19 protein-coding genes and 1 riboswitch are annotated in these 25,773 nt (G+C 55.0%); of the genes, 10 read left to right on the forward strand and 9 right to left on the reverse strand.

Translation table 11 applies throughout. The features are described 5' to 3' along the window. Positions 1-30 precede the first annotated feature (30 nt). Together RB_RS10325 and RB_RS10330 are read left to right on the forward strand one after the other, a co-directional pair. Complete coding sequence (locus tag RB_RS10325; RefSeq protein WP_164921834.1) at positions 31-1,161, forward strand: sialidase family protein; 1,131 nt, start codon at positions 31-33, stop codon at positions 1,159-1,161. Positions 1,162-1,396: 235 nt separating this feature from the next. Next, positions 1,397-2,965 (forward strand): sulfatase family protein, encoded by a 1,569-nt coding sequence (locus tag RB_RS10330; RefSeq protein ID WP_011120298.1) that lies wholly within the window; start codon positions 1,397-1,399, stop codon positions 2,963-2,965. A 28-nt stretch (positions 2,966-2,993) separates the two neighbouring features. Here the strand turns inward: RB_RS10330 and RB_RS10335 are convergent, their stop codons facing one another. The 5 genes from RB_RS10335 to lepB form a co-directional block, all read right to left on the reverse strand. Further along, positions 2,994-5,126 (reverse strand): DUF1583 domain-containing protein, encoded by a 2,133-nt coding sequence (locus RB_RS10335; RefSeq protein WP_231846380.1) that lies wholly within the window; start codon positions 5,124-5,126, stop codon positions 2,994-2,996. Next, entirely contained in the window at positions 5,123-5,986 is an 864-nt protein-coding gene (locus RB_RS28075; protein ID WP_231846381.1) for a hypothetical protein, read from the reverse strand. Before RB_RS28075 ends, RB_RS10335 begins: the two co-directional genes overlap by 4 nt. Before the next feature lie 455 nt (positions 5,987-6,441). Continuing rightward, positions 6,442-7,689 carry a threonine ammonia-lyase gene (ilvA, locus tag RB_RS10340; protein ID WP_011120302.1) on the reverse strand — a complete coding sequence of 416 codons (1,248 nt, stop codon included), beginning with the start codon at positions 7,687-7,689 and terminating at the stop codon, positions 6,442-6,444. Positions 7,690-7,708: 19 nt separating this feature from the next. Further along, a complete protein-coding gene (gene lptB, locus RB_RS10345; RefSeq protein ID WP_011120303.1) occupies positions 7,709-8,662 on the reverse strand; it encodes an LPS export ABC transporter ATP-binding protein in 954 nt (317 codons plus the stop codon). A gap of 21 nt (positions 8,663-8,683) precedes the next feature. Next, positions 8,684-10,867, reverse strand: a complete 2,184-nt coding sequence (gene lepB / locus RB_RS10350) for a signal peptidase I (protein WP_011120304.1) — start codon at positions 10,865-10,867, stop codon at positions 8,684-8,686. Between the two features lie 62 nt (positions 10,868-10,929). Between lepB and RB_RS10355 the strand changes: the two genes are divergently transcribed. The 8 genes from RB_RS10355 to lnt all read left to right on the forward strand — a co-directional run bounded on the left by RB_RS10355 (position 10,930) and on the right by lnt (position 21,792). Then, on the forward strand, positions 10,930-12,228 hold the full coding sequence (locus RB_RS10355; RefSeq protein ID WP_011120305.1) for a hypothetical protein: 1,299 nt from the start codon (positions 10,930-10,932) through the stop codon (positions 12,226-12,228). A gap of 69 nt (positions 12,229-12,297) precedes the next feature. Continuing rightward, positions 12,298-13,476, forward strand: a complete 1,179-nt coding sequence (locus RB_RS10360; protein WP_011120306.1) for a DinB family protein — start codon at positions 12,298-12,300, stop codon at positions 13,474-13,476. Between the two features lie 296 nt (positions 13,477-13,772). After that, a riboswitch (cyclic di-GMP riboswitch) is annotated at positions 13,773-13,884 on the forward strand. 179 nt (positions 13,885-14,063) lie between these two features. Next, entirely contained in the window at positions 14,064-14,243 is a 180-nt protein-coding gene (locus RB_RS10365; protein ID WP_007326629.1) for a Flp family type IVb pilin, read from the forward strand. Between the two features lie 446 nt (positions 14,244-14,689). After that, positions 14,690-15,247, forward strand: a complete 558-nt coding sequence (locus RB_RS10370) for an A24 family peptidase (protein ID WP_007326626.1) — start codon at positions 14,690-14,692, stop codon at positions 15,245-15,247. A 192-nt stretch (positions 15,248-15,439) separates the two neighbouring features. Next, the gene (gene cpaB, locus RB_RS10375; protein ID WP_011120310.1) at positions 15,440-16,651 is read left to right on the forward strand and encodes a Flp pilus assembly protein CpaB; all 1,212 of its coding nucleotides are present in this window, start codon (positions 15,440-15,442) and stop codon (positions 16,649-16,651) included. 167 nt (positions 16,652-16,818) lie between these two features. Continuing rightward, positions 16,819-18,579, forward strand: coding sequence for a type II and III secretion system protein family protein (locus RB_RS10380; protein WP_231846384.1), 1,761 nt, complete (start codon positions 16,819-16,821; stop codon positions 18,577-18,579). A 96-nt stretch (positions 18,580-18,675) separates the two neighbouring features. Next, the gene (locus RB_RS10385; protein WP_011120312.1) at positions 18,676-19,905 is read left to right on the forward strand and encodes an AAA family ATPase; all 1,230 of its coding nucleotides are present in this window, start codon (positions 18,676-18,678) and stop codon (positions 19,903-19,905) included. A gap of 93 nt (positions 19,906-19,998) precedes the next feature. Then, positions 19,999-21,792 (forward strand): apolipoprotein N-acyltransferase, encoded by a 1,794-nt coding sequence (gene lnt / locus RB_RS10390; protein WP_164921835.1) that lies wholly within the window; start codon positions 19,999-20,001, stop codon positions 21,790-21,792. A 43-nt stretch (positions 21,793-21,835) separates the two neighbouring features. Here the strand turns inward: lnt and proS are convergent, their stop codons facing one another. From proS to RB_RS10410, 4 genes are all read right to left on the reverse strand, one after another. Continuing rightward, the gene (proS, locus tag RB_RS10395) at positions 21,836-23,341 is read right to left on the reverse strand and encodes a proline--tRNA ligase (RefSeq protein ID WP_164921836.1); all 1,506 of its coding nucleotides are present in this window, start codon (positions 23,339-23,341) and stop codon (positions 21,836-21,838) included. Next, positions 23,338-24,504: a glutamine-hydrolyzing carbamoyl-phosphate synthase small subunit gene (carA, locus tag RB_RS10400; RefSeq protein WP_164921837.1), complete on the reverse strand. Its 1,167-nt coding sequence runs from the start codon at positions 24,502-24,504 to the stop codon at positions 23,338-23,340. Before carA ends, proS begins: the two co-directional genes overlap by 4 nt. 257 nt (positions 24,505-24,761) lie before the next feature. Continuing rightward, positions 24,762-25,121 carry a hypothetical protein gene (locus RB_RS10405; protein ID WP_007325780.1) on the reverse strand — a complete coding sequence of 120 codons (360 nt, stop codon included), beginning with the start codon at positions 25,119-25,121 and terminating at the stop codon, positions 24,762-24,764. Between the two features lie 26 nt (positions 25,122-25,147). Next, positions 25,148-25,729 carry a hypothetical protein gene (locus RB_RS10410; RefSeq protein ID WP_164921838.1) on the reverse strand — a complete coding sequence of 194 codons (582 nt, stop codon included), beginning with the start codon at positions 25,727-25,729 and terminating at the stop codon, positions 25,148-25,150. Between the last annotated feature and the right edge of the window lie 44 nt (positions 25,730-25,773).

The raw sequence follows: 25,773 nt of genomic DNA on the forward strand, positions 1-25,773 counted from the left end.
CCAAACCCCGCCTCAACAATGTCCCACCTCATGAACCGAACCATCCCACTTGCGGTCTGTTTCATCCTCTCAACGCTTGGTGTCCTTCAAGCACAAGATTCCACATTCCTGGCGCCGCCAAAATACATCGGTCCACCTCAAACTATTCACGCGGTAACAAACCGAGCCTTCACGGGAATCCCCAGCCTTGCCGTCTCACGCGGTGGCCGACTTTGGGCAACCTGGTATGCAGGCAAAACCCCAAGGGAGGACGCCAACAACTACGTCGTTCTCAGCACCAGTGGCGATGGCGGAGAGACCTGGGAGGAAGTCCTCGTTGTTGATCCAGACGAGGATGGCCCGGTTCGAGCCTACGATCCCGAGCTGTGGATCGCACCCGACGGAAAGTTAAGACTGATCTGGGCACAGGCCGTCGGCCATTTGGGAACGATTGCGGGAGTTTGGTTTCTGGAGATCGAAGATCCTGATATGGGGCAACCAGTTCACGGCGAAGCGAAACGCGTTACCGATGGAATCATGATGTGCAAACCGCTCGTCCTCTCGACCGGCGAATGGGCATTGCCCGCTTCGACTTGGCGTGAGACCGATGAAAGTGCCCGCATGATTGTCTCGGATGACCAAGGAAAGACCTGGGCGCAACGCGGTGGCTGCAATGTCCCCAAAGACGTTCGCGCCTTCGACGAGCACATGTTTGTCGAGCGGAATGACCAATCGATCTGGCTGCTCGCTCGCACGAAATACGGAATCGGCGAAAGCGTCTCCACCGATCGAGGAAAGACTTGGTCCGAACTGGCACCATCAACAATTGCCCACCCCAGCGCCCGCTTCTTCATCCGACGACTCGATTCGGGCAACCTGCTTCTGGTCAAGCACGGCCCCATCGAGGAAAGAACGGGGCGTTCTCATCTGATGGCTTTCGTATCGATCGACCATGGCAGAAACTGGAAAGGCGGACTGATGCTCGATGAACGTGCAGGCGTCTCCTACCCTGATGGTCAACAAGATGCGGACGGCGTCATCCACATCATTTATGACTACAACCGCACCAAAGACCGGCACATCCTCTTGGCCAACTTTCGCGAAGAAGATGTTGCGGCAGGGAAAGCGATCACGGACTCAGTGAAATTGCAACAGGTGATCAGCGACGCGTCTGGTGAATAAATCCGCGGGTCAGTCACGCCGCACCCGATTCCATGTGTGGCGTAACCCACTGGATTTCAGAAACGATTTGCGACACGGCGGCCTGAGGCCGCCGTTTTTTTGGGCCCCGCCTCAATCGACTGGTTCGGAGTTTCAGCCCTGGTCGCTAGGATTGCCTGCTAACGCCGGCTCCCATGCCGCGAGCGTTCTGCTGAATGATCCAGCAACAATGACAAAACACTCGAGGATTTGAAACATGCCTTCCACACGTCGCCTGTGTGCCTCCGTCGTCATGCGATCCCGCATCACGGTCCTCTCTGCAATGATGACCTGCCTGTCTTTGGTACTCACCAGCCAGAACGTCACGGCGGACAAGCAACCCAATATTCTGATCATCTATGCCGATGACCTCGGATACGGAGACCTGTCCTCGTACAACGAAGACTGCGCCTACGAGACACCTCACTTGGATCAACTGGCAGCCGAAGGCATTCGATTCACGGACGCGCACAGCCCCTCGACCATTTGCTCCCCGTCACGCTACGGATTGATGAGCGGTCAGTGTGTTTTCCGAACCGGGCGGCGAACTACGGCGTTCGAAGGAGCGAGTGGGCCGAGCTACCTGCGACCGGATGACTTATCGATCGCGGAAATGCTTCAGCAGGCCGGTTACAAAACAGCCATTTTTGGCAAATGGCACCTCGGGCTGACGTGGTGCGGCAGCGACGGCAAACAACTGCGAGGTGGTTTCAAAGATGTCACGGAAATTGATTACGAACGAAGCACGCCGCTGATCGATGGCCCCAACAACCAAGGCTTTGACGAATCATTCGTGACTCCCAACTGCCCCACAACGGACCCGTTGTATCTGTATATCGAAAACGGCATGGTCCCCGTGCCCGCCAATCAACGACACAAGAGCGACACGCTTCCTAACCCCGGCGGAAAATGGCGATGGGACAACGACGAGGGATGGAAAGCCCCCGGCTACGAGTTCGTCGAAGCGGACGTGCTCTTCTTTCAAAAGACGCGAGAATTTCTTGGTGCTCACGTCAACAAGTCACCTGAGCAACCTTTCTTCGCCATTGTCTCCACCCAGATCGCACACGCCCCGGTACTTCCCGCCGATCAATACTCAGGGTCCACGCAGGCCGGTGCCCGAGGCGATTTTGTTCGAGAACTCGATTCGCTCACCGGGGACTTGCTCGATTACTTGAAGGAACTCGGCGTCGACGACAACACGCTCATCATCTTCAACTCCGACAACGGTCCCGAAACCATGCACACCGTGTGGATGCGTGAAGACCACCAGCACGACGCCGCTGGTGGATGGCGTGGAATGAAACGCGATGGATGGGAAGGCGGCCACCGTGTCCCCATGATGATGAAGTGGCCCGGACAGATCTCACCCGGTCGCATTTCGGATCAATTGATCAACACGACCGACATCTACAAAACCCTGGCGGCGGTCGCAAACGTGAACCTGCCCAAGAACGTTGCCCTGGACAGTTTCAACATGCTTCCCGAGCTTCTAGGACAAGTCCCCGCGGGCGAGTCCATTCGCCCTCACATGATCACACAAAGTTTTCGCGGCGAATTTCAACTTCGAGTCGGTGAATGGAAGTACTTGGATCACACCGGATCGGGAGGCAACAACTACAACGACCGAGTGCTCCAACCCTACGCGAAAAGGGTTGCTGAGACCGACTACCCGGGCCAGCTTTACAACCTGAAGCAAGACCCGATGGAGACAGTGAATCTATACGAACAAGAAGCCGCGAAACGGAAAGAGATGCAAGCGTTGCTAAAATCGATCGTCGAGTGAACCGATCGAGTGAGCAGCGGCTAAATAATCACTGTTCGTCTGAGTGAACTTCAAACTTCTTGAGGCGAACGCTTGATTCACTTCCCGCACCTCCGCTGTGCAGCATCATAATGATTCCGTTGATCGGCGCGTTCGAGTGATCTGACATCGACACGATACGATCGTGCTGTTCACCTTCGGCACGAACCATCATGAAGAATCGCTCACCCCGGCGAGCGATTCGCAACGCGGTGGCAGATGTCACGGTGTGCCGTTCGGTTCCATTGAACCATTGACTTCCATCTGGCATTCGCACTCGCGCGTAGCCTTCCGCTTGAATAACGCCGGGTGCATTCAGACCCAACATCGAATTGACCGTCGTTCGCGGTTCAGACGTCGGCTGAACCTCGATTGCGAGAATGGCTTGTTGCCCGTTTCCCGAACTAAGTTTGAGTTCATCAAATTCTAGACGAATATCAAAGTCACCTTCGACGGGCATTTGCGCGACGAGGGCACTCGCCCCCCACTCGCCCGTTCCGATGTCTCGCATCCGAAGACCATCGTCAGCTTCGTTCCAAGGTCTTGTATCGTTGATCCTGGCAAACATCTCCGCATCCGGAGCTGCTTTCGTAAAGTCGTGCACGAACGACTTCTTCAACAGCTTCTTCGAGTCGTCCAACTGGTTCCGCAACGCTTGCATGTCCGGTACCGCGACGCCCGATATTTCCTCGGCGCGCACGCTGATGTTGGTCCAGGTCGTCGATGCAGAACCCCCCTTCGAGGAAAACGCTTTGAGGGTGATGCCTCCCGCGTTCAGGGAACCACGGCCGACTTGATCAGTCGACAGAAGACGAAAGGTTTCAGAATCGTTTTCAGCGAACAAGTAGTGAACGGTGGTGCCCAGACGGACCATTCGAAAAACCCCCGATGTCGCTTCGTTCGCGACCCAATGATCTCTTGCTCGTTGAGCTTGATGGCCGGCATCCGTCATCGGCGAAAATCGGGTTCGCAGCTTTTGCTCTTTGTTATCCCATCGATGTCGAGCAACGCGAATTTTCTGACCATCACTTGGCAGGTACGCGAGCATTTCGAGAGCCCCGTCGCCGACGTCCGCATGTTGAAAGTTCTCGAATCGTGCGCGTAAATCGAAGTCGCCGCGCACCTCGAGCCAAAGGGGAAGATCGGTGCTTTGACTACCGCTCGCTTTCATTGTGATGCCGTCCTCTTCGACTGAGATCGGCCCACCTCGTTGAATGAAATGGCTCGCGTCGAATTCCAATTTGCGAAAATCTTGCTGGTACGATTGCGGCAGTGCAGACGCCAACTGTTCCATCTCAGCTGTATTCGGCATCACGCGAAAATTCTCACCAAACACTTGATCCGCATTCGGCCAGTCACCTGACCATCGCAAATTACGAACTCGCACGTTCGTTTCGTCCGCGAAATGGAACAATCCGAACTGCCGTTGATTCCATGGTTCAAGCGTCCTCTCCACGATAGGCTTTCCATTCAGATGCAACTGAACATCATCGCCTCGAAGCTCCAATCGAACTCGGTTCCATGAATTGTCTTTCAAGTCGAGCTGGGGACGTCTCTGACCTTCCTTGATTGCGAATACTCGATTCGCAGGCGAAAGAATGCCTGGTTGATGCGCACCGTCTGTCACCCAGTGCACCTTGACGCCATCCGGTTCGAGCATCAAAGCCATCCGATCAATCGCTGGGTGGACGGCCGTTTTTCCCTTCGCGTAGAAGAACTCATATTCAATCGAGCCATGTTCCATCATCGGCCGGTGATACATCAGCAGACTCTCCAAATTGGATCCCGCGAGTTCACGTCGAGCCGCGTGCTGAACCTCAAACGACGCTTCCGTTTCTTGCGTCGCAACGGATCGCCATGAAAACATGTCGTTCGGGTTGTCAACAGGCTCGTCGTAGTAGCTGTACCAACCAACTAGTTTCGGCGAATTGACCATGTCGATGGAGGAGGGAATTTCAGGCGATCCCGTGATAGTGAGGTTGCGAATGCCTCCGTGGCTCAACCGATGTGCTCGCAACGCCACCCAAGGGAACTGCCCGTCCACCAACGTTCGCTGCAAAATGGGCCTTCCGTTGATGAAGTGACGACAGACCCCATCACGAACCGAGACTCGACAACTCATCCAATCGTCTGGCGGGCTCATCGGGGGATCCAGTGGCAGCATTTCTTGACTGCGGATCCCGCCGATCTCGGCTTGGTCTCGAGAGGAATGATGCGAAGCAAAAAATCGGCATACGCAACTTGCATTTCTTGAAAAGGTTGACCAGTCAAATCACATTCAATTTCAAAATCCCCCGTCAACGGCGAAGGCAAATACAGGTAATCGTTGTTGTGGCCCGAGACCTTGTGCACGGCATAGCCCATAGGCCGCCATGTTGCAGCGGCGAAGCCGTTGCCCCGAGAGTTGGCAGACACCACCGAGGCTCGCTGCCAAGATCGGAAGGGCGAATTCTCGAAGGCACTCGACGACACCGATCGATGCATTGCATTGGTTTCGTTGCTCAAGGTGAGAGCAGCAAGAGAACCAAAGGCATAGACATCCCAAACCCCGTTTGAATCCCATTCGAAGTCCTCCATTTTCGGCGAGCAAATACTGGCGGCAAGTTCGACCAATTCACTTCGCCGCAACGCACTCTGTCTCCCGTAGGCGAGCGCCAAGATCTCCGGCCAATCCTGCCTGTTTGAATCAGGAGATTGTTTCCGAACGAGAGTTGCCAACGCATCCAAAATTGCGGAAGTGGATTGAGACGGAGTCGCAGGTGACTTCGACGTGAGACTCGCAACATCGATCATGAACAGCAGAGCCAGCTTCGCTCGAATTTGATCCGACTGCGACGAATCCGGAACCTCATGCACTCGTCGGCGAAGTTCGCTCAGACGGTTTGTTTCTTTGGCTGATGTTAGAAGATAGAACGCTGGCGATGTGATTCCTTCGACAACGCTTTCCTTAGGAGCAACCTCTGAGTCTGCGATGGGAGAGATCTGCACAAACCTGGATTGCATTCGAAAGTTTGAACGCGTTTCTGAAGGCAACACCCAATCGGCCAAAACATCAAAGCGATCTTCAGGGGTAAGCTTAGACGCTTGCAGGACAACGCTGTCAAAGCCCTGCGAAAGAACGTCGTGCTCCCTCGTAAACAAGAGCTCTCGAACAGACTCGTCGGAACTTCCCGCATGCAAGTGCCGGGGAGTTCCAACCGACAGCGATGTAAAAAGCGAAACGACGATCAACAAGAGTCGGCAACATGCTTTCGAAATCATCCAATCTTCTCCCGTATAGAACGCACCATTTAAGAGCGTCAGAGCAGCCAATTGAGACCAGTATCTCGATCAGCCTGCCTGAGGGATTTGATTGTATGCCAGCAAGGGCAACCGTGTCACACAACAGAGATTGTTGGTGACAATACGCGACAAACACGTAGCGACGATGCGAATCCCGGCATCGTCGAAATCAATCCTTACACCAACAACTCGAACAGCATGCGTTGTTCGTTGACGACTTGGTATTCGATATTGCTGGCGGCCATCCGGTCGAGCAAGCCTTGGTAGTCGTCGCGGTGGGCGACCTGCAAACCAACGAGCGCCGGCCCGGTTTCGCGATTGTGCTTTCGTGTGTACTCAAAGTGTGTGATGTCGTCGGTTGGCCCAAGCACATTGTTGAGGAACTCTCGCAAAGCCCCGGCTCGCTGCGGAAACTTGATGATGAAGTAGTGCTGCAAACCTTCGTACAACATTGCTCGGTCACGAATTTCTTCGGTGCGAGTGATGTCGTTGTTGCTTCCGCCGACAACGCAGACAACAGTTTTGCCGCAAATTTCGGATGCGAGCTGGTCCAGTGCGGCGATCGACAACGCGCCAGCCGGTTCCACGACCAAACCTTCGTCGTTGTAGAGCTGCAACATCACGCTGCACACCTTTCCTTCCGGCACCAAAATCATTTCGTCAATCACATGTTGAGCGATCTTGAAATTCAAATCTCCGACACGCCTGACCGCGGCTCCATCAACGAAGTTGTCGATCTTTTCCAGCGTGATCACCTCGCCTGCTCGAAGGCTATCATGCATCGCTGGTGCACCGGTGGGTTCAATGCCGATGATCTTCGTTTTCGGTGAAAGCTGTTTGAAGATGCTGCCCAATCCCGAGATCAGACCGCCGCCACCGACGGCAACGAGCACCATATCAATTGGCTCGGAATGGTCCTCTAAAATTTCAGCACCAACGGTGCCTTGTCCCTCAATGATCGCGGGATCATCAAACGGAGGAATGTACGTCAGGCCTTCCTCAGCTGCGCGATGAGCCTCCGCGGCGGCGTCGTCAAAGGTGTCACCAATCAAGATGACCTCAACGTGTTCCTGTCCAAACAGCTTGACTTTGTCGACCTTTTGCTTCGGCGTGACCGCCGGCATAAAAACTCGCCCCTGAATCCCCATGGCATGGCAGGCGTAGGCGAATCCTTGCGCGTGATTTCCGGCACTAGCGCAAACGACTCCCGCGGCACGTTGTGCATCACTGAGTTGCGACATCCGGTTGTACGCGCCACGAATTTTGTAGCTGCGAACTTCCTGCAAGTCCTCACGTTTGAGCAAAATCTCCGCATCATAAAGTGCAGAGAGCCGAGCGTTTCGCATCAATGGCGTGTGGCGAACCACTTTGGCGATTCGCTTGCGAGCCGCTTCAATTTTGTCGGCGGCGATCAGAGGGGACATGGTGCTAATCAGGTAGGTGTCAAACGTCGGTCACGCGACGCCGAGGGACTTGCCGTCGCGGTGTTGCGGTGGCGGGTGACGCAGGTGGTGGTTGTGGGTGAGCCGGATCGACTCGGAATTGATTCGCGGCAGGCGCATTGGAAGCTGCCTGACCGCTATCGACCGATGTGCCAGCGGCAGCGTCGAGGTCACCCAAGTATTCTTCTCGAACCTTGGGGTGACGTTTGACTTCATCGGGTGTGCCATCAATCAACACTTGACCCTGGTAGATCACATAGCAGCGATCCACCGTCGTCAAAATTTCGCGAGCCGCGTGGTCCGTGATCAACACACTGATCCCAGAGTCACGCAGTTGTTGGATAACGCCTTGGATGGATTGCACGGTCACCGGGTCGATCCCCGCGAACGGCTCATCAAGCATCACGATCCGTGGATTGGATACGAGGCATCGTGCGATCTCGAGCCGGCGGCGCTCGCCACCGGACAAACCTGCCGCCCGGCTCTTTCGAATGTGCGTGATATTGAATTCTTCCAACAACTCGTTGGTTCGCTGTTTGCGTTGCTTGCGATCCACGCCCAACAACTCGAACAACGCGGAGATATTCTGTTCCACCGTCAGCTTTTTGAAAACGCTCGGTTCCTGAGGCAGGTACCCCATCTGACCGTCGCGAGCACGCCGGAACATCGGCCAATCGGTGACATCTTGTCCGCCTAAGTACACGCGACCTTGGTCGGGCTGAACGAGTCCGCATATCATTCGAAAGCTGGTCGATTTTCCCGCACCGTTTGGCCCGAGCAAGCCAACGATCTCCGCTTCGCCCACGTGCAAATTCACGCCATCGACGACGCGGCGACGACCATAGGTCTTTTGCAGACCAACTGCTTCGAGCACCGGTTCGGACGATTGCGGCATGACACCGTGTCCCATCGCAGATTCGGTGGGAAAGGATGTCGGTGTAAATTCGTCACTCATGATTCGATTCCTTTCAGTGAATCACTTGATTCGTTGCATCCGGTCCACGTTGGGCCAAAACGGCAACGGCGACTTCCACGGGTGCGGCCAGAACACCAGCAAAGCCTTGCCCACCAACAAGTCTCGCGGGACGTACGAAACATCCGCGAATTTGTAGGCGTCTTTATCGGGACTGGCGTAATTGCCCAGCCGAGTCTTATTGCCAGCCCAACACCGCGCATCCAAACTTTCAGGACTGTTGTCGCCCATCGGAAAGAACTGGTCCTCTTCCATACGGAACGAAACCGTGCGGCGATTTTGCCAACCGGGAAAGTCCGACCAGATTGTCGGTTCGCCCATTAGCAACTGTATGTCACGAACAATCTCTTCGGTTTGCGATCCAGCACCGACGAAGCGTCGCAGGGCACCCATGTCATAGTCGAGCATGTCATAGTCTCTGCTATCGACCGCGATATAGTACTTATCACGATGAATCACCAAATGATTCAGCGTGGCGGATCCACCGGTCACACCGATGGCGACCGGTGCGGCGTCCAGCGGATTGCCCGGCCCGTCATACCGTGGTTGATTCTCAGCGACCGGGACAATCGAATCGAAATCGAAAGTGGTTGGTGATTGAAACGCAACAACCTCGTCATCGATCCAAAGCGTCAGTTCGTTGTCCGCGTTGCTGAACCGAAAATCGTGTTGTTGACCGGCACGCACGGATGTTGTCGCAACAGGGTGCAGATTTCCATCGCCATCAAACGCGCGGACGTCTCCGTCATCGAGCGTCAGCTTTACTTCACCGGTTTTCAAATCAATCTCACAAAGATGCCGCACGCCGGCTTCGACAATCTCAAACGTCAACCGCTCCGCATCCGCTGAGGTTTCGATACTTTTGGAAACGATCAAATCGCCAACCCAGTGCACCCCATCGGCACCATGGAAGGAACCGCCGAAATTCACTGTGCCGCGAAACTGAGACAAATCACCACCGGATTTGTAATCCATTCGGAAAACGCCATCGGATCGGGATTGACCAAGAAGACGTTTCATACGCGAAACGTTTACCGGACTCGGTTTCTGGTCATAGACACGATCGGAATCCACATTCAAATACGCATCGTAGGCGTAGAAGTCGGTCACGAGGCGCCCACTGTGTGGGTCCACTTCCGCCAACGACTGTCCGGCAATCGCTGCGTCCCACTGTTCTTGATTTGGAAAGTGGTGGTAGTAACGAAGCCACTGGGTTTGTCCCTCGGCAGCCTGCACTGTTGCGGTGAGACCTTCGGTGGACTGGTCGACCGACCAAGAATCCTTCGGAACAGAATCGCCACCCGGTGTCCAAGGCTGCAATCGCGATGGATACCCCGCCTCGATCAATGCCTGTGCCTGGTGCTCGCTGTCGTAAACCAAATGGCTCATCGCCATCAACTTCTCAGGTGACTTGCGTTGGATCTCGCCGATCCCCGCCGACGCCTCGTCCGCGTTTTGGCTCGCGTAGACGTCACCGTATCGAATCGAAATGGTTTCGCCGGGCAATCCCACCAGGCGTTTGATGTAGTTCTGCTTTGGGTTGACCGGCACCTTGAAGACGATCACGTCCCAGCGTTTGGGTTCTTTCAACGTGTAAGCGAATTTGCTGACCAAAATCCGATCACCGCTGAAGGTCTGGTGATCGGGATCGTTTGCCAAATCCAACGGGTTCACGTGCCGACAATTGGGGCAAATGCCACCGACGACGGCCTTCTCCAGAGCGGGCGTGCGATTTTCCAAACTCGCTCCGATTGGGAACTGTTGCCCGCATTGGTCGCAAAAGACATCTTTGTGGGCGCCCATCAACGCTGGAGCCATCGATCCGGTGGGAATAACGAAGGCTTCTGCGATGAAAGCACGGAACAACAAAGCCAAAATGAACGCCACCGCGAAGGCTTCCACGGTTTCGCGTCCGCCCTGCAATCGGAAGACGGCTGCTCTTTGTTGCGGAATCGTCAATGCATCAAAAGCCGCCTGGGCCTCCGACACGGTACCGTCCTTGCCGGACTTCGATTCGGTCGATGATTTCATGATGTTGGAAAATCGGGGTATTTTGCGAAGGACGCAGTCTAGCGAAAGATCGTCTCGACCGGACCATCGGTTTTTTTCGTCCAAACCGGTGCAATCCCGCCAATGCAGTGGTGGGAACCTCGGCTGGTTTTGGGCGCAGAATCCGACCGAACACACCTGAATAGAGGAAACTGCAAAACTCTTTCACGGACGAAAGGGAGCCTCTGTTCATTCCAGGGATGATTTCTGCCGTGAAACCCGCGATCCAAGCCGCTCGGTCCCCGGCCCACCGCTGGATCCTTCCGTTGATTCTCGGCATGGCCATGATGGCGGTCCTTTCCGCTCAATCACCCGGCGATCCCGCCATGGATTGGTCGTTGGCAGATTCCCCGGCAATTGCTTCTTCGAGCGATGCGTTTCCGACCTCGAAAGAGACGCCATCGCTCAAGCTCGACGGCCCCCAGTCAATTGAAACGATTGTCATCGAGAATCTTACTGAGCCGATCGGAGCAGATTCGTCGATCAGCTACACACGACAACAGGTCATGCAGTGGGCGTATCAGCACTCACCTGAAGCCAACATGATCGACCAAGAATCCCGGGCGGTTGCATGTGGAGTCGATTGTGATGATGACGATGCCGTCTGCCAACTTCGCTTGATCCGGTCCGTCCTAGCCGAGATCGCGTTGGGTCGCCGTTCGGACGACGCCGCAGATGCGGCCAAAGCCTACGATCGATTGGTTGCGGCACAGCTCGGCAAGCAAATCGCTCGACAAGGGATCGAGGTGCAAAACCGATTGATCGACTTGGCAAACGAAGCCGATCGATTGGGCGTCACCGATGGAAATGTTTTGCAACTGCAACAAGCCAAACTGGTTTGGCAGGACATGGAAGTCCAACAAACGTTCGCAACGCAGAAACTACGACAAGAATTGGCCCGACGGACCGGTCAGCCCGAATCCGAAGTCGCCCTCGCGGTAGCAATCGACTCATTGCAATCCATCGAATCGGTCGACGCGGGCTTCAGCGTTGCAACCGCTTTGGACAACCGCAATGATTTGAAAGCGGTCAAACAACTGTGCGCCGGCATGCGAAGTTGCAATCTGTCCTCGGCACGACAATTGATCGGTGCCCTCAGTCCGGGCGCCGGTTTGGCCATCGCGTCGGCTGCCGGAAAGAAACTCTTTTCGTGTTTCTCGCCAGATGCGAACACGAGCGATTTGAGTTGCCGACGTCAACAATGTTCACTACTTCGCGAATCGTTGTCGGATGTGATTCGCAACGAAACACTGCAAGCTGTCCTTGACGTTCGGCTGGCGAACGCTCGTCTCGGTCTGATTGATCGTCAATTGCAATGGGCGGAGGAACGGTTGGCAGAAACAAAGGCCGCGATCGAACTGGACCAACAACCCGTTGGCTCGGATGACCTGATTCGCTTGGAACTGGAAAAATTGCGTGGTGATCAACTCGCCCGGCAATTGGATGTTTCATTGGCGATTACTGAGTGGAAACGTGTGCAAGCGATCGTGTTAAAGTAGCCTCTCACGATCATTCCACGATTCGACCATGCCGCCTCGCGCTGCGTGGCAAACTGATAGGCCATCGCGATGAATTCAATCTGTTTATGGAAGGGAACTGCCACATCACTCTTTGGTGCGGCACTCCTGACGTCATTGATCAGTGCTCCCGCCCGAGCCGCCGAGGGTGATCCGGTTGCGGTTCGCGTTTGGCCTGGGGGAACTGTAACGATTGAATCGCACTGGGGTTTGAGTGTTGCAATCAAAGGTGAAACAAAGAACACCGAAGATCTGTCAGATGAGAAAGCGTCCACAATCCCAAATGCTGACGCGACGGTGACGGTTGGTGAGTCCGGTAGCTACCTACTCAGCAGGCCAGCCAACGAAGAAGAAGTGACATGGCAGCAAGTATCTCGGGAAGAAACGAAAACCGATTCAGTCAGTGTCACACCAAACGACATTCAAGTGAGCCATTTGGGTGGAGACGCGGTTCATGTTCAATTGGATGGCATTGACCTCGTTGTCGCTGGCCCAGGTTGCACTACCGAGACGCTGGCATCAATTCAGAACATTGATGCAGTCATTGGATCAGACCTTCAACGTTTTGTCGTAGAAGGACGCCCGATGCCGGTGACCGTTCGGAACTGGATTTCCGCTTCATCGGGATCGCCCGACTCGGTCAAAGTCGCAAATCAGGACCACAACACGGTTGCCATTTCATCGAATTCGACTGACTCGGCAACCGAACCGGTTGTTGTTTGGTGGAACGTCTCTCCGAAACCCTGGCAGATGCCCGAAGGGATGAACAAACTCTTCGCCGCGATGGAAAAGTCCTGTGCTGAGTCGCAAGCAGTCTTCGCCGAGCTGACGACAGCTCAAATGAATTTTAAACCGGCCAACGGAACCCATACCCCACGATGGAATGTCGAACACATGATGGGGCGTCAGTTGCTTTTCTTCTCTCAGATGTACCACGAGGCTGACGCTTCCATTCCAGTGATGGATTTGAATCCTGCCCAGATGCCACCCGACTATGAATTCGCCAATGCAGACTGGGATGGGGCCGAAGAAGCTCGCCAGATGCAACGCGTCAGCGACTTTTCGCGTCGGTTTGCCTATTTGCTAGACGGATACTCAGTCGACGACAAAGTGCCGGGCAGTCGCTGGCCAACTTTGAAGGCGTTGCTGAAACAAATGGATCGGCATTACAGCGAACACACATCCAATACGGAAAAGAAGTTCGCGCTGCCGGGATGGCCTAAAAATTAGCTCCGCCAGGTTCGGGTTTTCGAACTAACACGCAGAGGGGCAACGGTCTTCTATAAGTGCATGCGCCCAATTGTCATTTTTACAATCGTGGCCGGCCGCCCAATCGTTACGACCGGAGCAACCCGGCAACTTGCCTCGCCGTTAAGGTTCGGCCAACCGATCTTTTTTGACACCTTCGTTTTCTGTCGTAGTGTTCGGTAGTGAGAAAGTGAATTGCCCAAATGCGGCGGTTCACTGCCACGTCGAGCATTCGAAGGTGTGTTGCCTTGGACTGCTCGACTGGGTCAGCCGAAGTTCCCTGACAAAGGCAAACCGTTCGAGAGGACGGCACGCAAAACCACGGGTCCGTGAGTCGGTCGATCGCATTGTTTGCGTTCGGCTTGGCTTCAGGAAAGCCGAGTTGCCGTGGAAAGAACTCTACGTCGTTTCGATGTGAAACACGTTTGAGTTTGAACCGAGGCTTGTCAGTTTGATTTCCATTGACGAAGGCTGTTGTCACCTGGGTCGGTTCACATCGAATCGACTGACACTTTGTCGCCGGGTTAACGAGACATAATCGTGGCCCCCGTTTTTGTCTGGAGTTAGATATGAAAAAGTTTGCTGAAAACGTTGTTGCTTTCCTGAAAGAAGAAGACGGACCAACTGCTGTTGAGTACGCCGTCTTGTTGGCTCTGATCATCGTCGTTTGCATCGGTGCTGTTACCACAATCGGTAGCAACGCCAACGCGAAGTTCGGCGAAGCTGGCGCTGCAATCGCTGCCAACTAAGTGCTGATCCGGCGGGTCCATCCCGTCAATTTGGCGACATACCGAATGGCGGCGAGACCACTCTCGCCGCCTTTCGGCATCGCCCGTGGGGGAGCCCTTTTGCGACGACTCATTGGATCGCCATGAGACAATCCGCCATTGAAAGTTCAATGGAAGTCTTCGCTACCACTCATTTCACACCTTTTAGGTTTGCCCCCGGGCATCGAGCGAATGAACTACCCACTAATTCCCGCTGACGCTGCCGCCCATGTCTGGCAATTGGCCTGCTGTGGCGTGACTTTGCTGTTCGCAATGTTGAGCTGGATGATCGGTCCTCGCTGATCCGTCCGTTTCAACCGGAAACCAACCAGACGTTCACCGCCAACTCACACACCTTCCAATTTGAAACCACCAACGGACGACTCGTTTCACGGACGACTCGGCCGAAGAAACACGGGGAAATCACCATGGACACTCTCCTTCAAGGCATCACCGAAAACTGGACCATCTGGTTCGTGACGGTTGTCCTTATCGTTGCTGCCGTCATCGACGGCATGATTTTGAAAGTCCCTAACTGGTTGACTTTCCCGTTCATAATTTGCGGATGGGCACACTGTTTCATCCAGGGCGGTTTTCCCGAACTGGGATACAGCTTGCTCGGCACTTTCGTCGGCATGATGCTTCTGTTGCCACTTCGCAACGTAGGCGGAATGGGTGCAGGCGACGTGAAACTGCTTGCGGGCATCGGAGCCTGGTGCGGTACCATGATCACGTTGAAAGCGTTTGCTGCGACCGCCATCGTCGGCGGAATCATGGCAGCCTTCATGATCTGGAAGAGCGGAGCATGGGTGAAACACTATGCTCAATTCTGGAAAATCATGGATGAATGGCGAACGATTCGGAAACCTGAGCAACTCGCCGCGATTGCTCGAGAGCGAAAACCGACCATGTACCTGTTGCCATACGGAATTCCAATGGCCATCGGCACAATTATCTACTTCGCCGCGACGGGCCAATTGGTCTGATTCAAATTGAAGATCGAGGGCCGCATGGTACCCCCATGCGGCCTGTCATCATTTGCACCCCATTTCCCGGGGTTTTTCCTTCTAGCGTTGGAAATTCGAAGCAAAAAGTTCGTTTGGCAATCTGTAGCGATTGCGCAAAGGGACTCGGTTGCCCCAAGTGTGTTTAGCTCTTGAAGACTCACACCCGATACCGTGAGTGACGCTTCCATTGCGGGCGGTCGGTCATCGATCGAATTCAACGCGAGCAGTCTGTCACCTCTGGTTACCCACTCGATTGCCATGCGAAACAAATCAGTCTTCCTCATCTTGGCCTGCGTTTGCGGCACGATCGCCGCGATCGGCGTTAGCCAATGGATGCAAGCTCAATCGACGGGTCAGAGTTCGGTAGCAACGGTCGAGATTTTCGTCACTGCGAAAACCATTGATATCGCCGAAGAAATCACCGCTGACAAAATCCGTCTCGAACAATGGCCCGCCGATCGTGTTCCGACCGGAGCGAGTGGCAAACTCGAAGACGTCGAAGGCAAATTTGCGCGCCAGCGTTTCTACGAAGGCGAACCCGTGATGCCGGTCAAATTGATGGCCGATGCCAACGGTTCATCCCAAACCATTCCTGTCGGTTTCAGCGTCGTGTCGATGCGAGCCGACCCTGAAAGTAGCGTTGCGACCCTGGTCCGCCCCGGCGACCGTGTGGACGTGATGGCTTACTTTGTCAAAAGCGAATTGATTCCTGAGACGACCGCGAAAACGGTTTTAACAGGCGTTCGAGTCTTCGCCGTTGACGGACGCACCGAACGCGAAGTTGACTCGGAAGCCGAAGCCAAACCGGCCCGGTCGATCTCGCTGCTGATTCATAAAAAAGACACTCCCGCTTGGACCTATGCCAGCGAACTCGGCAAGATTCGTCTGACGCTGGGTAACCCGAGCGACATCAACGAAACAAAGGACGGCGAGACCGATGGCGGTGCCGGGCAAGAATTCTTGCGATGGCTGTCCGACTATCAGATCGCTCAAGCACAACGCGAAGAAGACAACAATCGCGTCGAAGTTCCAGTGACGACACCTTCCATTCAAGCACCCAAGAAAGAGAAGAAACGGGGCTTCAAGATGTTGAAGATGTCCGGTGGTGTGCTGACTGAATACTGGATCGAAGAAGGATCCAGCGTGCCGAAGGTCTTGGCTGAATCAGGTCGTGAAGAACTGGAAGACACCAACAACGACCTGCGAACTCGTCCGGGTGCAGATTATCCCCTCCCTAGCGTGAACGAACTGGATGAACCCAGTGCACCGACCGATTACAGCTACCTGAACGGATCGCAAAGTCCGTTCTACAACAGCGGACCACCGAACCGTTCCGAAGCGGATGATTCAAGGTCCGATGAGTTTGGTCCGACCAGCCGCTAAAGGCTCGGACGAAAACAAGATTCACGACTGATGCCAAGGCAAGTTCGCCCCCAGCGAATCGCCGCCCAGCCCGCCGCTTAATCGACGGACTGATCGCCGAGAGTTCATGGATGAATTCTCGCGGAGATGAATGAATAACTCGACCCGCCCCGGCAAGGATGCCTCAGATGCGAGTGTGCACTTTTCTTATCCGTCGCGACCTATCGGTCCGCTGTCTGCTCGCCACCGCATTTGGATTGGCGATGCTTTCGGTTTCTCAACCGGTGATGGCGCAGTCCGCGACGACGCTTGCTTCTGCCGCAGGCGATCACCAGATCAACCAAACCGTTGAGCGGATGGACTTGATCGTGAAGAGCAGTCGCATCCTCTCGCTCGGCGAACGCATTCCACGATTCCAAGTTCACAACGAGGAAGTCCTGGGTGCGACCCCGGTATCTGAAAACCAAATCCAGGTCTTCGGCAAAACCCCGGGTACCACTCAGATCAACCTTTGGGACACCGAAGACAAGCTTTACACCATTGACGTCACCGTCGTCGCCGACGCTCGTGAAGTCGAAGGCATTTTGAACTCGCAGCTGCCGCTGGCATCGCTTCGAGTCACGCCCATCGGCGAGTCGGCGATCATTTCTGGATATGTAACCAGTGTTGACGACGTGGACAAAGCGGTCGCGATCACCGAACAATTTTACACGACGGTCATCAACAACATCCAAGTCGTCGGCATCCAACAAGTCTTGTTGCACACCAAGATCATGGAGGTCAGCCGTACGAAGCTCCGTGAACTCGGCGTCGACTTGGCAATTCTTGACGATAACTTCACATTGCTAAACGGCCCTAGTGGAGTCCTCGATGTTGGTGCCGGTATCGTCGAAGGTGACGCTGGCTTTGGCCCCATTCCACTTGGTGATACGAATCTGCGATTCAATGTCAACGGAAATTTCGAGACGCTCATCAACGCGTTGCACGAACAGCGTTTGACCAAGCTGTTAGCGGAACCGACTGTCGTCGCCACCCACGGACGCCCCGCACGATTCACCGTTGGTGGTCGAATCCCGACGATTGTTCCCGGGCAGAACGGCCAAGTTCAAATCACCTACGAAGATTACGGAACAAGCATCGACTTCTTGCCGTTCGTCGTTGGCCCCGGTCGTATTCGACTGGAAGTGCGACCAGAAGTTAGTGAGCCCGATCCTTCGCGAGCCGTCACGGTCAACGGTACCAATGTGACCGCGTTTACGACGCGATACGTTGAAACGGCCGTCGAAATGCAAGCGGGACAAACGTTCGCTTTGGCTGGTTTGTTGCAAAGCCGCACCGAATCAACGACATCCCGAACACCATTCTTCGGAAGCTTGCCTTACGTCGGGACATTGTTCCGCAAAATGCAGGAACGTCGAAACGAGATCGAATTGCTGATCCTGGTCACTCCAGAATTGGTGGAAGCCATGGATCCACACGAAGTCCCTCGTGGTGGCCCTGGCATGAACTCGCACTCACCTGACGATAAAGAGTTCTACCTTTATGGTCACATCGAAGTGCCGAACTTGAAAGCCAACGATTGCGACAACGAAAACTTGCAACCTGGCATCAGCGGCGGCTTCCGCGGAGGACCAATCGAACCTGGTCCGATGATGCACCAAGCACCGATCTACCAAGATTCGCAGAACGGTGCCCCAGAGCTCATTTACCCGCAAGGTGAGATTGTCGATCCAAGCATGTCGACCCCGCAAGCTTCGCGAAACATGCCGCAGCGAGCGATGCCAAATCCGTCTGGCTACTACCCGCAGCGGACTGCACGCAACACCGCGTCACCCGCAAACAATCGTTTCGGTGCTGGCGAGTTGCTTCCACCGAATGCAATCGTCCCTGGTCCACAACCAACGAAGGTTGCCGAAGGTGTGATCGTCAGCCAACCGGACTACAGATGATCGCCTGAGTGAACTCGATACGCCCCACCATGTCGCCCGCCTGACAAGCGGGCTGTCCCCTATGAAACCTTTCTCCGTCTATCGAAGCTGCCTGTTATGAGTAACGTCCTACGATTGGCCTTGGTCGATCCAAACGACTCGTCCCGCGAAACACTGAAAGCGATGCTTTTGGGGATGGACACCGTTTGGCTGGAAGCGGACTGCTCACGCTACGAGTTCTTTCCTGACATCGTCGATCAAACGACTCCCGATGTCGGGGTCATCTCGCTGGACACCGATTCCACCGCCGCAATCAAACTGATTGAGCGGATCACTCGCGAAACGCCCGACACGGCGTTGCTCGCGACCAGTGCCGTCAGCGATGGACAATTGATCCTGCAGGCGATTCGTGCTGGAGCACGTGAGTTTCTGACGTTGCCTTTGGTAGAAGAAGAACTGTCTTCGGCGCTCGGTCGGATCAGTCAAACCAAGTTCGGCGGTGGAGACGCACGCAATCGTTCATGCGAAGTCATCGCGATCGCTGGAGCAACCGGTGGTGTGGGAACGACCAGCACCGCGGTGAACCTGGGCTGCGTGTTGGCCGAAGAAAGCCGCAACAGTGTTGCCCTGTTGGATCTGGATTTAGCGCTCGGTGACGCCGACGTTTTCTTGGATGCTATTCCGGATTACACACTCGCCGACGTCGTTCAAAACATCGGACGACTCGACATTCAACTGCTCAAGAAGTCGCTCACGAAACACTCCAGCGGTCTGTATTTGCTGCCGCGACCAGTTGAACTGCATGACCTGGAAGCCATCGACACCGAAAGTCTTCGCAAAGTTGTCGGTTTGCTGAAGGCCTCGTTCACGCATTTGATCGTCGACCTTTCAAAGACCTACAACGCGCTCGACATGATCGCCATCGAATCCGCGTCGAAGGTATTGCTGGTCACTCAATTGGACCTGCCATGTCTCCGCAACGTGGTTCGTTTGATGATGAGCTTCGATGAAACCGAAGGCCTCGCCGAACGAGTTGAAATCATCGTCAACCGAGCTGGTTTGGACGCCGGACAAATCAGCCTGAAGAAAGCGAAAGAAACACTCGGACGTGAGATCTTCGCTTTGTTGCCCAACGACTATCGAACGATGGTCGAAGTCCGCAACAACGGTGTGCCGTTGATCACGCAAGCCCCGAAGGCAGCCTTGACCCAGGCTTTCCGGGATGTTGCGTATCGATTGACGCACCGAGAAACCGGGGTAACTGCGGAAGAAGGCGCCGGTGCGGACGACCACGCCAACAACGAAAGCCGTTGGAAACGATTCTGGCCGGGTGCCGCCAAGGCCTAACACGCGTCGGGAAATGTGAAACGGGTTGCCGGCCCGCGGTTGGGCTGGTATTTCACGGGGATATCAATCATCCCGCGAACGTGAGCCCCTCCGTTGAGCGAAAACAAATCCGTCTCCGACCTTCCTGCTTCGGAAGTCGCCACCAAGCAGCCATCGCTCGACCCCGCCTCGATGAGGTGGCTTTCTGCGGCATCGTCCGCATTCGCAGTGGTGCTTTGGCTCTCGGGACCTCCATTCGCGATCGGTCCCTTGGTGTTCATCGCACTGGTTCCACTGCTGGCGATCGCGGAAGTCTCGCCGAGCTCTTCTTGGAAGCGACCCCTGTACGCCGCTTCGCTCGCCTATTGGTTGCTCAGCCTTCAAGGTCTCCGCTACGCACATCCGCTGATGTTCTTGCCTTGGATTGCATTGTCAGGCTACCTGGCAATCTATCCCGTTCTCTTTATCGCGTTGCTCCGGCGACTGCGATTGGTAGACAACTGTGATGTCTCTCAAGCACGGCGAGATCGAGTACCGCTTTGTCTTGTGGCCGCCGTCGTTTGGGTTGGCTTGGAGTGGATTCGGAACTACTTCTTCACCGGGATCTCGGTGTTGATGCTCGGCCACGCACTGGCTGATATGCCAATGCTCATCCAAATCGCAGACTTGGGCGGAACCTATGCGGTCAGCTTCGTGATCGTCTGCGTCAACGTCGCAATGTTCGACGCACTGAATCGATGGGTCGTTCAACGGACATCAAGTGTCTCTGACTCCCCGATGAAGTCATTGGTGACCGCAGGCGGTTTACTGATTGCCACGATGGTCTACGGAGCAATGTCGATGAATGCCGAGACGGAACCGACCGGCAAAACGATCGCACTTTTGGGAGACAACGAACTGACGGTCTATGAACAAGACATCGTGCGTGAACAGGAGATTTTTGCGACATACGGTCAAATGGCAATCGATGCGGTCGCTAAATCGAACACACGAATCGATGCAGTTGTTTGGCCCGAGTCGATGTTCTCAGGCGGATTGCCTTGGATGACGACCGGCGCCGATCTGGTGGTTCCTGACTTCATGCAGAACCCAGCAGCCGCGCCGTTGCAGCCTGAACAACTTCGCTTCGCAGTGGAAAGCAAGCAGAACGACTTCTTGGATCGCGCGAACAGTATTCAGCGAGCGATGAGGGCCAGTTCGACCGTGCCAACCGAGGCGCCACCGGCAATCATTGGCGGCTGTGGATTGGTCCAGTACGCGGATCGCCCCAGCCAATACAGCGGCGTGGTTTGGGTGAATGCGACCGGAAACATGTCCGGCACCTACTCGAAGAATCACCTCGTCCTATTCGGAGAAACCATCCCATTGGTGCACAGCTTGCCCTGGATCCGCGACATTGTCCCTCCGGGACTTGGATTGGATCGAGGAACCCAACCGGAACGCTTTGACTTGGATGGGATTTCGTTAATGCCAAATTTGTGCATCGAAACGGCGGTGGAACGAATTCCTGTCAATCACATGCACCAACTGAATTCACGAGCCAACCCAAAACTGCCTGACGCAATCGTGACGTTGACCAACGACGTTTGGTTCCACGATTCCGCGGTCGTGGATCACCATTTGCGATGCGCACAATTAGTTGCGGTTGGATGTCGGCGTCCAATCTTGTCCGCCGCCAACGGTGGCCCAACCGTGTGGATTGATTCGGCCGGTCGAGTGGTCGAGCGATTGGCAAAAGGACAAAGCGATGTGATCTATGCCCAGCCAAGGCGAGACTCGCGAATCAGCCTGTATGTACGCATAGGATCTTGGCCGGCCGGCTTGATGGGCGCGGCCACACTTTGCGGATTGGCATGGATGACGTTTGAGTGGCTGATGCGTCGGCGGAAACGCAGTGTGATCGCCTAATCAGCTCAACCAAATTGACAATCAACGCGTCATCGCGAGAGCGTCAATACGCTTTCGCGAAAATGGCTCGTTGAGCTGCGGGTTTGCCAGTCAAGAAGCAGGTGCCTTCGGTCGCGTTGTCCGATCGCGGAACGCAACGTATCGTCACCTTCAACTCTTTCAACAACGGCTGCAAAGAGTCTTCATCGCAGTAGTGACACCAAGCGAACCCGCCGGTGATTGCGGTGTCGCCTTTGTCAGCAAAGAAGTCGCGAAACTCAGCTTCGGATGTCAGCTCGACTGTGTTGTCTTCCCGCATCTTCAAAGCGGCGTCGAACAACTCCTGCTGCAACGTTGCCAGTTTCTCGCCGATCGTTGCGACCAATTCCGCTCGGTCGATGCCGACACTTTTGGGTTGGTTGCGAATGCCGCAGAAAACCGTGCCCGCGGCGATGTCCTTCGGTCCAACTTCCAATCGAATCGGCACGCCTCGTTTGACGTGGTACCACTTCTTTTCGCCGCCGCGAATGTCGCGGTCGTCGATGGTTACCCGGACAGGTGCATTCGCGTAGGTTTGAGCCGCCAATTCGTCGCGGAGTGATTGAACGTATTCCATCACCTCCGCTCGCGAATCGTCTTTGTAGATTGGTTGAATGACGACATGCGTTGGTGCCAAACGCGGTGGCAAAACCAACCCATCATCGTCGCTGTGCGTCATAATCAAAGCACCGATCAAACGAGTGCTGACGCCCCAAGAGGTTGTCCAAGCAAACTCGATGTCGCCGGACTCACTTTGAAATTTGATTTCCTGCGCTTTTGAAAAGTTCTGACCCAGGAAGTGGCTCGTCCCCGCTTGCAAGGCCTTGCGATCTTGCATCATGGCTTCGATCGACAACGTCTCAACGGCGCCGGGGAAACGTTCCAGCGGAGTCTTGCTACCGACGATGACTGGCATCGCCATCCAGTTCTCAGCAAAGTCTCGGTAGACCTCGACCATCTTCTCGGTTTCTTCGACCGCTTCTTCCGAAGTCGCGTGGACGGTGTGGCCTTCCTGCCAAAGAAATTCCGCGGTGCGCAAAAACATTCGCGTCCGCATTTCCCAACGCACAACGTTGGCCCATTGGTTGATCAGAATTGGCAAATCACGGTAACTCTGCACCCACTTCGCGTAGGTTGCACCAATGATCGTTTCGCTAGTTGGTCGAACGATCAATGGTTCTTCGAGCTTGCCCGCAGGCCGCAACCCGCCATCAGGATCTGGTTCAAGACGGTGGTGAGTGACGACCGCGCACTCTTTCGCAAATCCCTCGACGTGTTCGGCTTCCTTCTCGAGGAAGCTCATCGGGATAAACAATGGGAAGTAAGCGTTTTGGTGGCCGGTTGCTTTGAACATGTCATCCAAAGCACGCTGGACGTTTTCCCAAAGCTGGTAGCCCCACGGTTTGATCACCATGCAACCGCGAACCGGCGAGTTCTCAGCGAGGTCGGCTGCCCGAATGACTTGTTGATACCACTCGGGATAATTCTCTTCGCGAGTTGGGCTGATGGCTGTCCTGGGGGCTTTGCTCATGCGGTCACCCCGCACTTCTCGTTCAGTTGTTCCTGGAATCGTGAGAATAAGTAGTGGCTGTCGTGAGGACCGGCCGCAGCTTCGGGGTGATATTGAACAGCAAACGCTCCGGTGTCTTTGTGACGAACACCTGCGATCGTGTCATCGTTCAAATTGCGGTGCGTGACTTCCAAGCAATCTGGCAAACCTTGATCATCGACCGCGAAGCCGTGGTTTTGGCTGGTGATTTCAACCTTGCCCGTTTCCAAATCGAGAACGGGTTGGTTGGCTCCACGGTGACCGAATTTCAGTTTGAAGGTTTTGGCACCGCAGGCGACGGACAGCAGTTGGTGACCGAGACAAATTCCAAACACGGGGACTTGGCCGAGCAATTCACCAATCGCTTTGTGAGCGTAGGTCAATGGTTCGGGGTCGCCGGGTCCATTGGACAAGAACACACCGTCGGGATCCATCTTCAAGATGTCATCGGCGGATGCATTTCCAGGAACGATCGTGACTCGGTTGCCGCGTGAACGCAGGTGCCGCGGAATGTTCCACTTCATGCCGAAGTCCATGCAGACGACGTGCGGTCGGCTATCGTCGCCGATCGACGCGTCTTTGGCTGCTTCGCGAATTTCTCGGATGGTCCAGTCATCCAGTTCGTTGGTCCACTTTTCCAATTGAGTCGGCATGACCTCCTGTACCAAATCACGCCCGACCAAACCCGGTGAAGCTTTGGCTTTGGCCACCAAAGATGCGTCATCCAAATCGGTCGTCGACAGAACGCCTCGCATGGCGCCTTCGCTGCGGATTCGTCGCACGAGGGCACGCGTGTCGATGCCGGCGATTCCAACAACACCCTGCGAATTCAGATAGTCGCTCAGCGAACCTTCCGATCGGTAGTTGCTGTGCATGCGACTCTCGTTGCGGATGATGAATCCCGCCAGCGAAGTGCCGCGATTTTCGAGGTCGATTGAGTTGATCCCGTAATTGCCCATTTCGGGATAAGTCATCGTCACCAATTGACCGCGATAGCTGGGGTCGGTCAGGATTTCCTGGTACCCAGTCATCGAGGTGTTGAAGACGACTTCGCCGGTCGTTTCGCCTTCTGCTCCGAGGCTGGTTCCGGTGTAGACGGTGCCGTCTTCGAGAGCGAGTTTGGCAGCTTTGGCAGGTGAGCTCATCAATGCACAATGGGAGTCGCGGAAAAAATGGGATACCTTCGACGTGGTGTCCTGTTATCGCTGTCGAATCCATTTTCTTCCAGTCCCCCGAGTGTGCGTCCGCCCCCTTTCCCGCCGATTTGACGGGGTTTCTTGGCGGGTCGGAGGGATCTCACCATTCTGAGGTCGCGTCGGCCGTTTAACGGGCCGACGATGGGGAGTGCCGCAGGACCATCTGACCGGTTCCGCTGCCTCGGACTCTAGGAAAGACAGGCGAATTATTGCGGCGGTTGAACCAAAGCAATGATCCGATTGACCGCCAAACGCAACGACTTCGCCGCCATCGCGAAATTGGTGTGCCCGCTGACTTCCGGTTGGATCGCCTCGTACAGCTCCGTGGCTCCTCGGAGCCGCCGCAATTTCTTCTTGGCCATTTTCATGTAAACGGCCGTGTCGGTTTCGTCCGTCACCGGCCCAACAGCCAAAATGAAGTCGTACAAGTCTCGAACGACTTCCCTCAAATCCTCATCCTCTTCCGATTCATCGGCATGCTTGAGGAAAGTGCGGACCATCCAAACGTGAGTCAGCTCCGCATCGATGGCTCGGATAACCGTGAGTGGATCACTAGGAGAAGTCATTTCGCTGTGTTCGTTCGTTCTGTTAATCAGGACGCTTGCGTGTCTTCGGTTTCGACCGGTACCGCGGCATGCGGTTCGGCTGATTCAGTGGCATCGGTCGCAGGCTTCGTCGGTGCATGACCGTGAGGCGTGTTCATCGCCACGATCACAACGCCGACGACGGTCAGCGCCATACCAACCCAAAGCACAGGACTGATTTGCACATGCCCACCCAGCCGAAGAACGGAAACCAGGGCCGTCACCGACACCGCACCGCCAAAAACGATCGGCATGACCAATAACGCGTTGCCTTTGCTGGTCATCATTGCGGTGGTCAAACAGAGTGCCCCAAAGGCCCCCAGACAACCAGCCAAGAAACCCCATTTGACGGTCGCAAAGTGCTCGCCCGAAAAATTGAACGAGTCTCCTTTGACGCCCATCATGGCCAAACCACCAAGAATCGCGATCACCAGGTAAGCAATCCCAATGAAGACGTAAGGTTTGAACGGCGACCACAACGGTGCACCGTTGATGCGGGGCGCCTGAGCGTTGCCGATGGTCGGGCCATAGCAGCCCCAAAACAACGCTGTGCCGATAGCGAAGAGAATTGGAATCAACATTTTGTTCATAGAACCGTCAGTAGGAGGGATGGCGGTGGGAGCACGGGCTATCA

Source organism: Rhodopirellula baltica SH 1 (assembly GCF_000196115.1).
GTDB classification, from domain to species: Bacteria; Planctomycetota; Planctomycetia; order Pirellulales; family Pirellulaceae; genus Rhodopirellula; species Rhodopirellula baltica.

Bases quoted from the DNA above. Each gene is read 5' to 3' on its own strand.
- carA (WP_164921837.1), bottom strand. From the start codon at position 24,504: ATGAGCTCACCTGCCAAAGCTGCCAAACTCGCTCTCGAAGACGGCACC.
- RB_RS10360 (WP_011120306.1), top strand. From the start codon at position 12,298: ATGAATTCAATCTGTTTATGGAAGGGAACTGCCACATCACTCTTTGGT.
- RB_RS10330 (WP_011120298.1), top strand. From the start codon at position 1,397: ATGCCTTCCACACGTCGCCTGTGTGCCTCCGTCGTCATGCGATCCCGC.
- RB_RS28075 (WP_231846381.1), bottom strand. From the start codon at position 5,986: ATGCAATCCAGGTTTGTGCAGATCTCTCCCATCGCAGACTCAGAGGTT.
- RB_RS10370 (WP_007326626.1), top strand. From the start codon at position 14,690: ATGGACACTCTCCTTCAAGGCATCACCGAAAACTGGACCATCTGGTTC.
- ilvA (WP_011120302.1), bottom strand. From the start codon at position 7,689: ATGTCCCCTCTGATCGCCGCCGACAAAATTGAAGCGGCTCGCAAGCGA.
- RB_RS10385 (WP_011120312.1), top strand. From the start codon at position 18,676: ATGAGTAACGTCCTACGATTGGCCTTGGTCGATCCAAACGACTCGTCC.
- RB_RS10335 (WP_231846380.1), bottom strand. From the start codon at position 5,126: ATGAGCCCGCCAGACGATTGGATGAGTTGTCGAGTCTCGGTTCGTGAT.
- RB_RS10405 (WP_007325780.1), bottom strand. From the start codon at position 25,121: ATGACTTCTCCTAGTGATCCACTCACGGTTATCCGAGCCATCGATGCG.
- lptB (WP_011120303.1), bottom strand. From the start codon at position 8,662: ATGAGTGACGAATTTACACCGACATCCTTTCCCACCGAATCTGCGATG.
- proS (WP_164921836.1), bottom strand. From the start codon at position 23,341: ATGAGCAAAGCCCCCAGGACAGCCATCAGCCCAACTCGCGAAGAGAAT.
- RB_RS10325 (WP_164921834.1), top strand. From the start codon at position 31: ATGAACCGAACCATCCCACTTGCGGTCTGTTTCATCCTCTCAACGCTT.
- RB_RS10380 (WP_231846384.1), top strand. From the start codon at position 16,819: ATGCGAGTGTGCACTTTTCTTATCCGTCGCGACCTATCGGTCCGCTGT.
- RB_RS10410 (WP_164921838.1), bottom strand. From the start codon at position 25,729: ATGAACAAAATGTTGATTCCAATTCTCTTCGCTATCGGCACAGCGTTG.
- RB_RS10365 (WP_007326629.1), top strand. From the start codon at position 14,064: ATGAAAAAGTTTGCTGAAAACGTTGTTGCTTTCCTGAAAGAAGAAGAC.
- RB_RS10355 (WP_011120305.1), top strand. From the start codon at position 10,930: ATGATTTCTGCCGTGAAACCCGCGATCCAAGCCGCTCGGTCCCCGGCC.